The organism is Mesorhizobium huakuii, from assembly GCF_014189455.1.
GTDB classification, from domain to species: Bacteria; Pseudomonadota; Alphaproteobacteria; order Rhizobiales; family Rhizobiaceae; genus Mesorhizobium; species Mesorhizobium huakuii_A.
Genome location: NZ_CP050299.1, coordinates 332,042 through 346,059, shown reverse-complemented (window position 1 = coordinate 346,059; position 14,018 = coordinate 332,042). Strand labels below are relative to the sequence as shown.

Genomic DNA, 14,018 nt, shown 5'->3' with positions numbered 1-14,018 from the left:
CTATGCCGTGGCCGCCTTGCGGCGGGCTGATTTCGGGCGTGCGCAGGCAAGCATGCGGTTGAGGACGGCGCAGCCGATGGCGACTTCGGTCTGCTGAACGGGAAGCGACCGTGCCCGCAAACGCCGCCCAATGGTGGACTTGTATCGCCCTATGGCGGTCTCGACCAGCGAGCGTTTGCCAAAACCGTTGGAGACCTGCCATTTCATCCGGCCGTCTCTGCCGATTGCGGCAATATGCTGGTCCCTTTGGCCGGCAGGTCTATCGTCGAATGGTTCGACCGCGTTGGCACGAGGCGGAATGACGATTGCGGCGGCAGCGCTGTGATCGATGACTGCGTCGTAAGTCGGTTTTCCGTCATAGGCGCCGTCAGCAGTAAACTGTCCGATCGGACCGCCAATCTGGTCGAGTAGTGGCTCAACTTGAGAGACATCGCCAGTGGCCTGATCAGTCAGGGTATGGGCAATGATCTCGCCGCTGTCGGCATCCAGTGCCAGATGCAGCTTGCGCCAACTGCGACGGGATCTGGCGCCGTGCTTCTCCTCCAGCCACTGACCCGCGCCGTAGACCTGCAGGCCGGTGCTGTCGACAAGAACATGCACTGGTCCCTCCGGCGGAACCTGGCGATCATGCCGTTTGTTGGGCGATTGCCATGTCCGCGCCCGACGGCTCAGGGTGGTATGATCGGGGACAGCGAGCGCCAGCCCCATCAGTTGCAGCACCGATTCCAGCAAGCCTTCTGCCTGGCGCAGCCGCAGGCCAAACACAAGGCCCAGCGTCAAGGTGGTCTCGATCGCCAGATCAGAATAGCGGTGCTGGCCGCCACGTGTCTTGCGTCTTGGCGCTTGCCACCTGGACAGGGCTTCCGGTGTCACCCACAGGGTCAAACTGCCGCGATGACGAAGTCCTGCCTCATATTCTGGCCAGTTCGTCACCCTGAACTTCATCTTCTCAATATGATGGCGGCGGCGGGTATTGTGTTTGAAAGGCATGGCTACGCTACAAAGGCTATTGCGGTTACCGCTTGCCTAAACCCACACCAATAAACGATCCGTGCACCATGTGTAGACGCCCGTTTGGCAAGAGGAATCTTTAGTTGGCATTGCGCGTTGTCGGGTGCTGACATGTGTCCGGCCTGTGTTGCGGCTTTCACACATGCCGCGGGCCCTTATGGTGTTCGCAGGTCAGGTCCAAATCAACGCCGCGTGCTCTTGAGACACTTTGGTGCACACTGGTTTTCCTGATCCCGTCTCACGACCGTTGCGCCATACTTCCGATGACCTCTCTCGCTGCGACGTCCCCTCGGTTACGTTGGCTTTAGACCGCAGCAACCGGAGCTCTGTATATTCCTCCCTTGGCCATGATAGCCCAGATCATTCGCGCCATCTTGTTGGCAAGCGCCACCCTCACCAGCATCGGTGGTTTATGCGCCAGCATCTTGGCCAGCCACGTGCCTGGTGTTGCACCCTTGCGGGCGCGCCACACAAGCTCGCTATTGGCCCCTATGATCAGGAGCCGCCGCAGAGATCGATCCCCCATCTTCGTCGTGGAGCCGAGACGCTGTTTGCCGCCTGTCGAATGTTGTCGCGGCACAAGCCCAAGCCATGCGGCGAAGTCCCGCCCACGTTTGAAGGTTTCAGGCGATGGCGCCAGAGCCACCAGTGCGGTGGCAATCAATGGGCCAATTCCGGGAACTGTCATCAACCGGCGTGCGGTCTCATCTTCACGAGCCCGGCGCACAATCTGTGCATCCAGCACGCGAATCTGATCATTCAGTTGGGACAAGCTTGCTGTCAGAAACCGCAGAGCAGTCCGCGCAGTTTCTGGAAGAGCCGTTTGCGGATCCTCAATCATCGCAATCAGTTTCGAAGCGAAGCTTAAACCCTGCGGCACGACTTCACCAAATTCCGCAAGGTGGCCGCGCAGCGCATTGATGGTCTGCGTGCGCTGCCGGATCAGCAGATCGCGGGTGCGCAACACCACTGCTGCGGCTTGTCTTTCTTCGCTCTTCACGGCAACAAAGCGCATCGTTGGTCGTTGCGCCGCCTCGCAGATCGCCTCAGCATCAGCCATGTCGTTCTTCTGCCGCTTCAAAAAGGGCTTCACGTAGGCCGGTGGGATCATACGGACTTCGTGTCCCAAATGCCCTATCTCACGCGCCCAGAAATGCGAGCTTCCGCAGGCTTCCATCGCAACCAGGCACCGTGGCAGGCCACCAAAGAATTTCAAAACCCGCCCGCGCCGCAATTGCTTGCGAAACACAACAGCACCTGTTTCGTCAGCCCCGTGGACCTGAAACACGTTCTTGGCTAAATCCAAACCGATCGTACGAACTTCGCTCATGATGCCCATCTCCAATGGTGGTTTAAACAACTCCACTTTGCCACACACTGCGGTCGTCGCGGGCGTCTACACCATCAACGCCCCTCAGAACGCAAAGCGCTTTTTCCTGGCTTACTTCACCGTCCCGCACCGACGAAAAACGGCGCCGCGCCACGCCCGCTCCGCGTAATGCGGAAGCTAAAAGTCGTAGTTGCCCAACGGGGGCGCGCGCGGACCTGCCGCCTGGAGTGTCATCGGAGTGGCGTGCGAAGCGGCTGGAAGATGCTTCATCGGCCTGCAATAGATTTCTTGCTGCGACCGCCTGTTTAAGGGCCAAAATTTGGGTGGCAGTACCTTGCCCGGCAATATTGGCGGGATTGATGAACTCTTCCGCTTCCAAATCCTTGAGAACGGATTGGGTGCTCCCTATAGCCGATATCTGTGACGGTGATGGCAAATGAGGCTGGAAGGCTGATGACAAAATCCCTTCATCACTAGAAGACTCTCCCGCTTCTCCGGAATAAGCTGGCGCTGGGAAATATGCATTTTGCTTCAAGCTGACGGGATTCATGATTAGATAACCTCGCTAGGTTCTTCCCGTGGTTGAGTTAGGCGCTGCCCGGTTATGGCGGGCACGTTCGACTTCGTAGCACCGCACCTCCGATCTAGCCGAATGTTCAGCCGATTTTCTGCACTACTCCCTTCAGAGCGTTGTAAATCATCCCGATCACGCTTGATTCCAAAGCTAGACTCAGGGCCCATTGCTGACCGGTGGATTGAACTTTAAGTAGATCTGACGCGTTATCCGGATCCATAGATGTCATGAGGCTGCTAAAATTCCTTTCTGCTGAAACAGTGGCACTGCCGATGTTGCTAGTGATGCTGTTGGCGTTAAGGTTAGGGCCAGAAATGCGCGACATAATTATCTCCAACCTAAGGGTAGTTCCTTATCACGATACTCACTCCAAATCGAGTTGATGATCTCTGTGGCCGCATCTATCGCGTCCAGCATGACCGCCAAGACCTCGAATTCCTGCCTCGAAACGCCAACATCCATTTCACGTTTCAACGATTGCCGGCAGGTATCGAATTCCCTCTCTAGGGCAGATCTTTTTGCACCGTCGAAATCCCTTAGCAACTGCCTCTGCAATTCAAACATGGCCATGACGTCGCTCATCCTTTTTCCTCGACTATCCATCTCGGCTTGCTCGGGTAAGAAACATGCACCTCATCGGCGCCGATGCGCACAAAAATTCCGCCTCGATCTATGTCAACGATCTGGCCCAAGCTCTCGAGACTGTCTCCGACCTTCAGGCGCGTTCCATTCTCAACAACGATGAACGGCGTTCGGCCGAGGTATACACCTCTCGGCGCCGGCAATATGACCGGCGTGAACTGCGTCTCAAGCGGAATGTAGGGTGCGAACTTCTCCTGAAAGCGAGAAGCGACCTTCTGCCACGCTTCAAAAGCAATCGGAGTCAGAGTCCCTGAAACGAGCACGCCGTCTGCCTTGGTTAAGATGTGAATGGAGCGACGCAGTTGGTCCGTTATCGCGGTCTCTAGAAAAACGCGAGCTCGGTCGGGTGTCACGATCGCGTTTTCAACTTCACTTAGCCCTGGAATATCCTGCTGCAGGCGGTGAAGTGCCGCTTGGACCTTCGCATCGCTAGGTCCATATCCTGTTATCGTGATCTCTCCGGGGCCGATCACCCGCACGCTGCCCTCGATTCCGAAGCTGCTTATGACCGTCGTTACGAGATCGATGATCTGCGAATCCGACAGAGTGGTCGGCCGTTTGGATAACACTTCCGCCTCAAGGCCGGCCGTGCTCAGGGCGGCTCTCAGCTTGGCATCGTCTCCAGGTCGTAGGTCTCCTTCAATGACCAGTTTGTCATCAACGGAGGTGATGTTGACGTTGTGAGCGATGTTTAAGTCGCGAATGATGTCTCGCACCATCATCAGCGGGTCATTGGCCGGAGAGGCTTCCGAGGCGGAGGGGGGAACTCGCCCTATGGCAGCCCAAAACACGACGAACGGCATAATCAGGAGAGTGCAAACTACCGCCCCGAGCCGTAATTGTCGCGGTATCACGCCTACCATGACATGCATCTGTCGGCCCATCGAGGCCGACGCCAGTTCGGGAGGGGCCGAAAGTTGCGCGGAAGTGCCCGGCACCAGGCCTCCCATGGCGTCCGCCTGGGGAAAGCTGCTCCCGGCCGGACCAATCCCAAAAATCGTCCGCCCGACCTGAACCGGTGTCAGCGCATTGAGCCCCGTCCAGTCGCCCACTGGAAGGTCTTTGGTCCCGACGCGCACACCCGGTGCCAGGGCAACTACGTGGATGCGTCCGGCCTCGACAGTAATGCGGAGATGTGTGGCAGCCAGTTCCGGATCAGCGAAGGTGAGGTCATCGGTGTCACTGGCACCGATTAGCCAGACGCCTTCCTCGAGCGGGGTCTCTGCACCCCGGTTGGGACCGGCCAGCACACGCAGGGTCAGCTTGGCATCATCGCCAGCCAGAGTCACTTCTTCCATAGTATTTCTCACGACAGCGATATCCTTGCCAACGGCTGTACGGAGATATCGGGCGTAAGTTCCTGATAGGAGAGCACGGGTAGCTCGTAGAGATCGACTTCAATAATCTTGCGCATGAATCGGCGGATATCGATAGAGGTCAGCAGCACAGGCTTGTGCGGCTGCTGGCCGACATTGCCTATCGCATCCCGCACCTTATCGACGATTTGCCGTGTGGTGCGAGGGTCGAGGGCGAGATAACTGCCCGCGGAAGTCTGCCGAATGGCATTGCGCACCGTGTCTTCCACTTCCGGCGAAAGTATGTAGGCCGGCAACAGGGTCCTGCCGACAGAATGCCGAAAACAGATTTGCCTTTTCAATGCACAGCGCACATGCTCCGTGAGCAGAACTGTGTCTTTTTCCTTCTGTCCCCATTCGACCAGCGCGGTGAGGATAGTGCGCATGTTGCGCAGCGAAACCTCCTCGGAAACCAGTCGCTTCAAGATCTCAGAAATCGTCTGCAGAGAAATGGTCCGCAGCACCTCTTTTACGAGTTCCGGAAAAGATCTTTCCACCTGATTCAGCAGATTTTTTGTTTCCTGGATTCCGACAAACTCATCTGCTTGCCGACGCAGGACATGGCCAATGTGGTAGCTGAGGATCTGAACCGGTTCCAAAAATGGGATGCTGGCAGCTTGCAACGACTCGCGATGTGCCATCTCCACCCAAGTGGTCTCGATCTGAGGCAGGAATGGCTTATCGAGCAGATACGGAATGCCCACGATTTCAAGGTTCTCGGGGATATCACGAGCCAGGAGGTGATGCGCCCGTAATAATCCTTCGCCACATGGAATTTCATTTACCATGATCGTGTAAGCGCCATCCTTGTTGCTGTCGCTGACACGCAGATTAATGCCTGGAAAGGGAACGCCAAGATCGAGAAGAAGCGCCTGCCGCACAGCGGCCAACTCCTTGTCCAGCCAGTCTGGCCGGAAGATGGTCTGAACGTCTCGACTAATGTCGAGCATCAGAGGAACCGTTAGCGTGATTGCATTGCCGCCTTCGCCGCTCCGTACAGCCGGCCCGTCCGACGCCGACACGGGCGCCCTGATGCCTGCGACAGAGTAGGAACTCGACGGCGCTGAAAGCGACCGCCTGCGCTGCAACAACCAGCCACCGCCTCCAGCCAATACTGCCAATATCACGAAAATTGCCAAAGGAAAGCCAGGTACCAAGGAGAACAGAAGTAGGATGAAGGATCCTGCGATCAGGGCACGTGGCTGGGCTGTGATCTCGTCCCCAATCTCACTGCCTAGATCTGAGCCCGTATCCTTGTCGCTTATCCTCGTGACTATAAAGCCTGCCGTGATTGAGGTGAAGAGAGCCGGGATCTGACCGACGAGCCCGTCGCCGATGGTCAGGATGGTGTAAATCTCGAGCGCTTTGTACAGGCTCATGCCCTTTTGCAGAGCACCAACCGCTATGCCGCCAATGATGTTCACGACGATGCTTATCAAGCCTGCGATTGCGTCACCTTTGATGAACTTCATGGCACCGTCCATGGCGGCATACAACTGGCTTTCGCGCTCGATGGCGATGCGGCGCCGACGGGCTTCCTGAATATTGATGGCGCCTGCACGCAGGTCGCCATCGATGCTCATCTGCTTGCCCGGCATCGCATCCAGCGAGAAGCGTGCGGCGACTTCAGCCACGCGCTCGGACCCCTTCGTGACGACTACGAACTGCACGATGGTGATGATCAAGAAAGTAACTGCGCCCACCACGAGATTCCCGGCCACCACGAAATCGCCGAAAGCCTTGATGATCTGACCAGCGTCTGCGTGCAGTAAGATCATGCGTGTCGCAGCGATGCCGAGGGACAACCGAAAGAGCGTTGTCAGCAAAAGCACCGAGGGGAAGGAGACGAACGCGAGGGGCGACTTAATATAGACCGCGACCATCAGCAGCAGCGCGGAGACCCCAAGATTGATAGCCTGCAGCACATCCATCAGAACCGCCGGCAGTGGAATGATCATCATAAAGATGATCGCAACTAGTAGCCCCGCCAGAATAATGTCGTTTCGGCCAGTAGCAACTGCCAGGACCTTGTTGAGAAAATTCACGCTATCCTTCCGAGCGACGCATCCGGCTCAGCCGCCTGTGTCAGCAGGACTGTGACCATTCGCTGACATGCTCTCGCCTCCGATTTGAGGCCGAGTTTCCAATAGGCCTTGACCCGCACCTGCAATATCCGGAATCGCTCCTCATCATTCAGCGCGTGAACCAGAAGCCGGCCAGCCTCGGCTGCGGCCTCCTCGCAGTCTCCCGCTCGCAGCAATGCCAGACAGCGTGCATGTCGTGCCCAGCCCCATCCCGAGTCAACATGATCGAGGGCGAGCAGAAGCTTGGATGCATCGTGAAGAAAGCCAAACTTAATGTAGAGATACGCTAGCACCGATAGCGCATCGCGCTTGTCGGGACTGATAAACGGCTCAGTCATCGGGTCTATCCTCGCATCAAAGCACGGCAAGCGTCGTCGAAAAGGAAACGGTCGAACTGCGCCCGATCGAGTACCGAGAGCGCGTCCCGGAGCAGGGCACGATCTGGGTCTCCAGTTTGCGCAGCCAAATCAGCCAGCGATGCATGTGCGGCTTTGAGGGTCACGGCGTATGTCGGCGGCTCAAGGATTCCGGGATTAGCGATCGGAGGCGCGAAGGCGGCCATCATCAGGTCATCCACGGTGGGAGCGACGTATAGCAGATCGAATTGCAAAGCCGACCGAGCATCGACTATCAGGCCTGTTCGCCGCAGTTCCGCCGATCCAGAGACGGTTGGAGCAGAATTCAAGCTACCGGAATCGATCCTAATCATATGTCACCGCGCCGCGGCATCAATTTCGTCGACGAGCCGTACGAGAACCTGCGCCGCGGTTTCTAGAGTTGGAAGATCAGCGCGGTTCTCAGCCATGCTGATGAGCAGGACCAGCAGCGCCTTGCCATAAAAGGCGACGTTCACAATGTGCGGCAGCGTACGATCCGGGTGTACCGCTTTGAGAGCTGCCGCGGCGATCCCCTTGCGGTGAAGCGGCATGGCGCGTGTTAAGTACATTACGACAGAGCCATCGCGACACTCCATGTGGAGATCGCCGGAACGTTCAAAACGCAGCGTTAATGGCGGCGGCTGAGGTGGAAGTCCCATCGACGAGCAAAACGCTTGAATAGAAGCCTGGGCGCTCATGCACTCTCTTCCCGTTCAATGCGAATGTCCATCGCTTCCTCTACTGCCCGCAACGTCGTTTTTCTTGCCTCCAAATCGCGGTAGACTCCGACCGGAATCATCGCGAGAAGATCTCGACATTCGCGCAGTACGGCAATCTGCAGATCAAGGGGAACGGGAGGGATTCCTAACCGTTCAGGAATGGGAATGATCTTCGACGGACCAGGAACGGTATTCTCCACCAGCGGCAATAATTGCCGCATCACGCCGGTAGCGGTGATGTCGATGGTATCTGGCCGCCGCCGTATCCGTTCTACCATCTTTTGGCAGCACTCGTGCACGGTATCCAGCACGCGCAGCGCCGATAATCCGCTGAGGATCTCCCATAGCCGAGCAGGCTCGACCGACGGCCCAGCCGAAGCGATGTCCTCGCCGAGCGCACGCGTAAGAAAAGCGACATGCCGTGCAAAGCCCTCGACTCCAAACTTACTGAGAATCTCCCTATAAAGCCGGAGCGGTCCTGGATCGCCGGAGACCGTGGCCCGATACAAATCACGCAGCTCTGCAGCGAGCCTCTGATCACCCGCCGCTACTTCAGACGCTGCCACGGAAACATTGAGGCCGGCACGAATAGCCACCCCCTGCTTGGCCATGAGTTGGGCCTTGGCCCCATCCGTCCGTACGGCAAGCTGGTCGAGGCCCTCGCGTCGCAACTCTCGTGCCGCCAGATCGAGTGCCGCATAGGCATAAGAGGGGTCAGCGAACCGCTGGCGAACTTTTCGGAGTATGTCCTGCAAGGCAGGATCGTCGCTGCGGATATCGCGCAACAGCCCCGGCAACTCGGTATGATCGAAATACGGGAGACGTTCGAAATAGGCATCAATGTCATGGACCGCGCTGAGCGACGCCGCTATGCGCCCCTCCGAGATTTTGCGCTCAGTTAGCGCCTTTGACTCGATCGCCTCGGAAAAACCGAAAGTGCGTTCTTCCCTTGCCTGTTCCAAGAGGGTCGCGTGTGTAGGCCCCGCCAGGCGAACAGCTTCACCGCGCCATGAGCCCACCTGGACCGGGATCGGCTCGATCGCCATCCGATCAGGGCAAAGGCGTGAAGGGGCCGTTTCGAATACTGTCCAATCAGACATCACTTCGGCTCCGCGCGGTCTTACGGCGGATCGCTTGGGCGTCCCGCCAACCTCTATACTTCTGGGTCCCGGCGGCAGTGCACTGCAAATTGCCGAGGTACGGGCTTGCTCGCTGGCCGACTTGCCGTTCCGTGGCTGGGTGGTGCAAGGCTGGGTGGATCCGCATGTTCCCCACCATTTAAGGCTCCGTGCTCGCTCCTGTCGAAGCTACGTCTGGGCAGCGCACATCGAAGCGAACTGTGCCAGTGGGCTGCGCTCATTCCCTTTTCGGCGCGCCAAAGATATCAGTCCATATCTACTATAACGTCATGACATGCATAACAAATATTAAGCCGTTATGAGCACATACAAAATGAATATGGGACTCAGCAATTAATCCGAAGCCGCAGGAAATCTTGAACCGTAGGCCAGCTGAAACAGTGATTGACGCGACCGATCGCCGGCCCCGGTCTCCAGCTTTACAAAGAGCTCGAAGAACCTCCGCGACAGGTAGATGTGATGGAATATATTCGTCTACTAGACCGTCATCCAGCAGCGCGTGCGCCAGCGGATGGTTTCACATCACCGGCACAGCGGTAGCCATCGTGGCGCCGGTCCTATGCTGCGCCATGAGATCGGTACCGATGTCACTGATCAGGGGTAAGGGAGTACGCTTCCGATCCGCAATAAATCGCCACGCAAAAATACATCGGATTGTTGATCAAGACGGTCCCCTGCGCGACCGGTTGGTTATGCCTTTGGTGAGCAACTCCATGTGGAGTTGTTTGCGTTTTGCAAAGACCAGGGGGGCACCGTTATTCTCCTTGTATTCTCGCTTGACCTCCTCCTTCGACATCATGTTTTTCTTCGTGAATTGCCAACGCTGGAATGCGAAGTCCCCAATCGCCACCGTGAGAAAACTCAATGCCGCATAGATGGCGATACCGAGCAGCAGGTTACCAGTCACCACTCTTAAGCAGGATATCCCGCAACTCGGGGTCCAGACGAGCGCATGCACACCGTCGCGCAGCACGAGCAGCAGAACCGAGCCGAGTACCAAGATCTTTCCGATCGATTTGGCCAATTCAATGAAATTCCCCAACGAAACCATCCTTTTGACGTTCTCACTGGGGCTCAGCTTAGTCAGCGCCGGGGCGGCCGCCTTGGGCGTGAACATCGGGCCATTCTGTAAGACGTTGGCGCCCGCGCCGATCACCAGAACGATGCCGATGAAGGGCGCGAGCATATGTTGTAGTTCGGCAATATAGGACTGTAGGAGCTTTTGAGTGACGCGCAGGAGGTCGCCTTCGAGAAGCGGTATAGGCAGCAGGATCATTGCCTCAAGGCGGTCTATCATGCCGGACAAGGAGGCGAAGAACAGAGCGAAGAATGCGATGGTCAGTGCTGCGGAAACGACTTCATTGCTCCGCGCCACCTGTCCCTTCCTGCGCAGGTCGCGCAGCCTTTTGGGGGTAGGCTTTTCGGTCTTCCCGCCGCTCATGACAACCACGTGCTGATGAGGTTGAATATTGCGCCTTGTGTTGGCACGCGTTGATCGGCCTCCGTCAGAACGATCATGAGCGAAAGGACCAAGACCAGGAGGGCCACCGCACTCTTGACCGACATGGCGATAAAGAAGACCTGCAGTTGCGGTGCAAAGCGGCCGATCAGTGCAAGAGCCAATTCGCTGAGGAACATAACAACGATGGCTGGACCGGCGAGAAGTAAAGTCAGTTGCATGACGACATCTGCGAGATGCAGAACCCCCGTTGGGAATGCCGGACCGAACGCCGGCTGCAAGCTCCACAGAGGCCAGACCTCATGGGAGCGGTAGAGCGCTTCGATCAATGCGGAGAAGCCGCCAGTGGCAAACAGCCATGTGACGAAGAGCTGGGCGAACAGCGTTCCAAGCGGCGAAACCTGATTGCCGCTCGCCGGATTCAAGAGGCTTGCCATCGCGGCGCCTCTTTGGTTGTCAATGAAGGTGCCCGCCGCCTCAACACCCCAGATGGTCGCGGCAATTGGCATGCCGAGTACCAGCCCGAGCAAGAGTTCCTTCAGCACTAGGCCCATGACCAGCGTCAGATCCCAGGTGTCGAGGTTCGCAGGCCTAGTTGCCCAAGCATGCGCCATCACCGGGAAGCTTAATGCCGTGATCGTGCCGTTTCGCGCCAGTCCGGTCATAATGCCGCGCCCTAGAATAGGTATAATCAGCATCATGCCCGTCGTACGAGTCGTCGCGAGCGCAAAGACGACAAGGGCAGTGTGCAAGAGAGATGGATCAAGTGGCGACATCAGACGGACCAGGTAAGATGGTCGAGAGTGCCTCGCTAGGATCGCCCGCATAATTGCAGCGGGAGAGGGCAGACCGGTCGGGATTATTCTTGAACCGTTGCACTTACATGGCTCCGATATTGTCGAAAACGTTTAGCGTATACTGGTAGAGCTCCCCGCCGATCCAGCTCCCAGTTGTCATCAAAACCAGGCTCACGCATATCAATTTCACCGCGAACGGAAGTGTCTGCTCATTAACCTGGGTTAGGGCCTGCACCAAGCTGACGACCAGCCCAACCGCCGTAGCAACGACGATCGTGGGCATCGACAAAACCAGAGTCAGTTTCAGCGCGTCGACGGCCATGTTGGCCAGAGTGGCGGTACTCATCACGATGGTCCCGCATAGGACAAGACGAGACCGTGAATCAGGCGCTGCCATCCGTTCACAGAGACGAACAAGAACAGTTTGAAGGGCAGGGAGATCGTCATCGGCGAAACCATCATCATACCCATCGCCAGAAGGATGTTCGAAATCACGAGGTCGATGACGATGAAGGGCAGGAACAGCAGGAAACCTATCTTGAACGCGTCCGCCAACTCGGATGTTATGAATGCCGGGATCACAATCATAAAATCGCTATCGCTTACCGCATCGGCGTCCCGTTCGTTCCACAATTCACGGGTCGCATTAGCGAAGAATTGTCGTTCCTGTTGCGACGTGTTCTTCAGGAGAAAATTGCGAAAGGGCTCTACAGCAAGCGGTATCGTTTCGCCGAGCCCACGGAGATCTTCGAACACGATCTCCTTGTGCCGCACTGCTTCATATGCGTTCTTGGCCGCTGGCTGCATGATATATACCGAGAGCAGGATGGCGACCGCATTCATCGCCATGTTCGGCGGGATGTTTTGGACGCCGAGGGCATTTCGGATCAGGCCGAACACGACCACGAGCTTGACGTACGACGTAACCGTAATCGCAAGGAACGGGACGACCGCGATCGCGCCGATCAAGGCGATCATTGTAACGGGATCAGGCAACCCGGTGTTCATGACTCGGCGCGTTTTAGGCGGATGTCTGCGACACGCACACCTGTCCGATCGGCGATGCGCACCAACTCGCCCGCAGCGACCACCTGACCATTGACTCGCAAAGTGATATTGGTCGTGGCGTCGAAGCCGAGATCCAATACCTGGCCCACAGCGAGTTCACGAAGCTGCTTGAGAGACATGGTCAGGCGTCCGACCTCCACATCGACCACTAGGTCGATGCTGTCGAAGGTTTCCGAAGGGAGAGAGTCTGATTTACCCATCATGTGATCCACCGCTGAGAGTACTGCAAGGCGGCCATCCAGGATCGAGGCGCGAAATCGTGCATTGCCAGACAGGCACAGTAGAACGGTCATCGCGCCGTCACGAGCGACCGGTGAGGCGTCGAGCAGGATGACGTCGCGCGGCGCCAGTGCCTGTAGTTCCGCCAAGCTAAGGCTCACACGGGCGACTCTTAGATCGAGAGACAACGCCAGATCGTCGAGGAGTGCGCACACGACCGGCATCCGATCGCAGCAGCAGATGGTGATCCATTCGAGTCCGTCGGCATCGAATTCTACTAGCCCGAGGAGTTTGTCCGGACCGTCCAAGCGAACAATCCCAATCGCGTAGGGGAGCACTTCGGTGATCTCGGACGAAGACCAGATGGGCCGCTGACCGCACCATCGTTCCACCTGGATCGCCACCTCGCGTAGAACGATGTCGAACAGGATTTCCCGCAAGCCGGGATCCAGTGGCAGCGTCGTGATGTCTGGCCAATGTGTCACCGCTACGGGCGGAAGGAGAGTCGAGTGGATCGCGATGCGGAAATTGTGCCCGTGTAGGCGTACCATAAGCCGGCGGCAATCTGCCGGGACAGGCGGAGGTGTCCAATCGGGCATGACGGCTGCCACGTCGATGCCAGCGAGGCTGAAAGCGGCCGGCAAGCGAGTTGCAAGACGCGAAATGGCGGCGGCCTCTCGTGAACTATAGCAAGGCAGATCGATCACGTGCACCTCTCGGCTACATAGTGAAGAACTCGCTGGAGCCCGCGCGACCGTCGGTTGGGCCGCCAAGGAAATGGAGTTTTAGTCCGCGCCTCGTCGCTGCTTTATCTCAAGCTCGTGACTGCCGAGACCCTTGCCGGGACATCCTCCAAGGGCCCACATCGCTTCTTGAGCGTTTACGAGCCCCACTCGACCTCCCAAAGTGCGGGCACAGCGAGGCGGTAGCCCGCCCCGCGGGTGGGGCGGAACGGTCACTTTTCGTGACGGCCGCCAACGCAGCATACCTACTAGCGAGCACCCTCGCATCACGTCGATGACTAACGATGCGGACGGCCGTCGCAATGGACTCGATCGGTTCGGACAGGCTGTCGATTCAAGTCATTTTCGGTCCAATGATCATTCCCCGTCATGGCGACGGAATCCCGAAATCACTCCGCTCGCCAGGAAGGGGCGCCCGCTCAATCGTCGAGCTGTCTTTCACATTCCAATCTACTCAACGCGGGCCAGAAGCAAATACTATGTCGATATTGGATCATCTGC

The 14,018-nt window shown here is 57.5% G+C and carries 16 protein-coding genes; all 16 read right to left on the bottom strand.

What is annotated here, in order from left to right; genetic code table 11:
• The 16 genes from HB778_RS39360 to sctQ all read right to left on the bottom strand — a co-directional run bounded on the left by HB778_RS39360 (nt 1) and on the right by sctQ (nt 13,214).
• Nucleotides 1-990 carry an IS5 family transposase gene (locus tag HB778_RS39360; RefSeq protein WP_183465577.1) on the bottom strand — a complete coding sequence of 330 codons (990 nt, stop codon included), beginning with the start codon at nt 988-990 and terminating at the stop codon, nt 1-3.
• 325 nt (nt 991-1,315) lie between these two features.
• The gene (locus tag HB778_RS39355; RefSeq protein ID WP_183455345.1) at nt 1,316-2,341 is read right to left on the bottom strand and encodes an IS110 family transposase; all 1,026 of its coding nucleotides are present in this window, start codon (nt 2,339-2,341) and stop codon (nt 1,316-1,318) included.
• A 22-nt stretch (nt 2,342-2,363) separates the two neighbouring features.
• Nucleotides 2,364-2,891, bottom strand: a complete 528-nt coding sequence (locus HB778_RS39350) for a hypothetical protein (RefSeq protein WP_183465876.1) — start codon at nt 2,889-2,891, stop codon at nt 2,364-2,366.
• Between the two features lie 106 nt (nt 2,892-2,997).
• The gene (locus HB778_RS39345) at nt 2,998-3,240 is read right to left on the bottom strand and encodes an EscF/YscF/HrpA family type III secretion system needle major subunit (RefSeq protein ID WP_183465874.1); all 243 of its coding nucleotides are present in this window, start codon (nt 3,238-3,240) and stop codon (nt 2,998-3,000) included.
• Between the two features lie 2 nt (nt 3,241-3,242).
• Nucleotides 3,243-3,497 carry an EscE/YscE/SsaE family type III secretion system needle protein co-chaperone gene (locus HB778_RS39340; protein WP_183455443.1) on the bottom strand — a complete coding sequence of 85 codons (255 nt, stop codon included), beginning with the start codon at nt 3,495-3,497 and terminating at the stop codon, nt 3,243-3,245.
• Nucleotides 3,494-4,855: a type III secretion system inner membrane ring subunit SctD gene (sctD, locus tag HB778_RS39335; RefSeq protein WP_183465872.1), complete on the bottom strand. Its 1,362-nt coding sequence runs from the start codon at nt 4,853-4,855 to the stop codon at nt 3,494-3,496. Before sctD ends, HB778_RS39340 begins: the two co-directional genes overlap by 4 nt.
• An 8-nt stretch (nt 4,856-4,863) precedes the next feature.
• Complete coding sequence (sctV, locus tag HB778_RS39330) at nt 4,864-6,957, bottom strand: type III secretion system export apparatus subunit SctV (RefSeq protein ID WP_183455441.1); 2,094 nt, start codon at nt 6,955-6,957, stop codon at nt 4,864-4,866.
• On the bottom strand, nt 6,954-7,334 hold the full coding sequence (locus tag HB778_RS39325) for a hypothetical protein (RefSeq protein WP_183455440.1): 381 nt from the start codon (nt 7,332-7,334) through the stop codon (nt 6,954-6,956). Before HB778_RS39325 ends, sctV begins: the two co-directional genes overlap by 4 nt.
• 5 nt (nt 7,335-7,339) lie before the next feature.
• Entirely contained in the window at nt 7,340-7,558 is a 219-nt protein-coding gene (locus HB778_RS43770; RefSeq protein WP_432421306.1) for a hypothetical protein, read from the bottom strand.
• Between the two features lie 150 nt (nt 7,559-7,708).
• Nucleotides 7,709-8,071: a hypothetical protein gene (locus tag HB778_RS39320; protein ID WP_183455438.1), complete on the bottom strand. Its 363-nt coding sequence runs from the start codon at nt 8,069-8,071 to the stop codon at nt 7,709-7,711.
• Nucleotides 8,068-9,192: a type III secretion system gatekeeper subunit SctW gene (gene sctW / locus HB778_RS39315; protein ID WP_183455437.1), complete on the bottom strand. Its 1,125-nt coding sequence runs from the start codon at nt 9,190-9,192 to the stop codon at nt 8,068-8,070. Before sctW ends, HB778_RS39320 begins: the two co-directional genes overlap by 4 nt.
• A 700-nt stretch (nt 9,193-9,892) precedes the next feature.
• Nucleotides 9,893-10,672 carry an EscU/YscU/HrcU family type III secretion system export apparatus switch protein gene (locus HB778_RS39310; RefSeq protein ID WP_183455436.1) on the bottom strand — a complete coding sequence of 260 codons (780 nt, stop codon included), beginning with the start codon at nt 10,670-10,672 and terminating at the stop codon, nt 9,893-9,895.
• Entirely contained in the window at nt 10,669-11,388 is a 720-nt protein-coding gene (gene sctT / locus HB778_RS39305; protein ID WP_244662202.1) for a type III secretion system export apparatus subunit SctT, read from the bottom strand. Before sctT ends, HB778_RS39310 begins: the two co-directional genes overlap by 4 nt.
• A gap of 181 nt (nt 11,389-11,569) precedes the next feature.
• Entirely contained in the window at nt 11,570-11,833 is a 264-nt protein-coding gene (gene sctS / locus HB778_RS39300; RefSeq protein WP_183455434.1) for a type III secretion system export apparatus subunit SctS, read from the bottom strand.
• Nucleotides 11,833-12,495, bottom strand: coding sequence for a type III secretion system export apparatus subunit SctR (sctR, locus tag HB778_RS39295; RefSeq protein ID WP_183455433.1), 663 nt, complete (start codon nt 12,493-12,495; stop codon nt 11,833-11,835). The genes sctS and sctR overlap by 1 nt, the downstream gene beginning before the upstream one ends.
• On the bottom strand, nt 12,492-13,214 hold the full coding sequence (gene sctQ / locus HB778_RS39290; RefSeq protein WP_183455432.1) for a type III secretion system cytoplasmic ring protein SctQ: 723 nt from the start codon (nt 13,212-13,214) through the stop codon (nt 12,492-12,494). Before sctQ ends, sctR begins: the two co-directional genes overlap by 4 nt.
• Nucleotides 13,215-14,018: the final 804 nt, after the last annotated feature.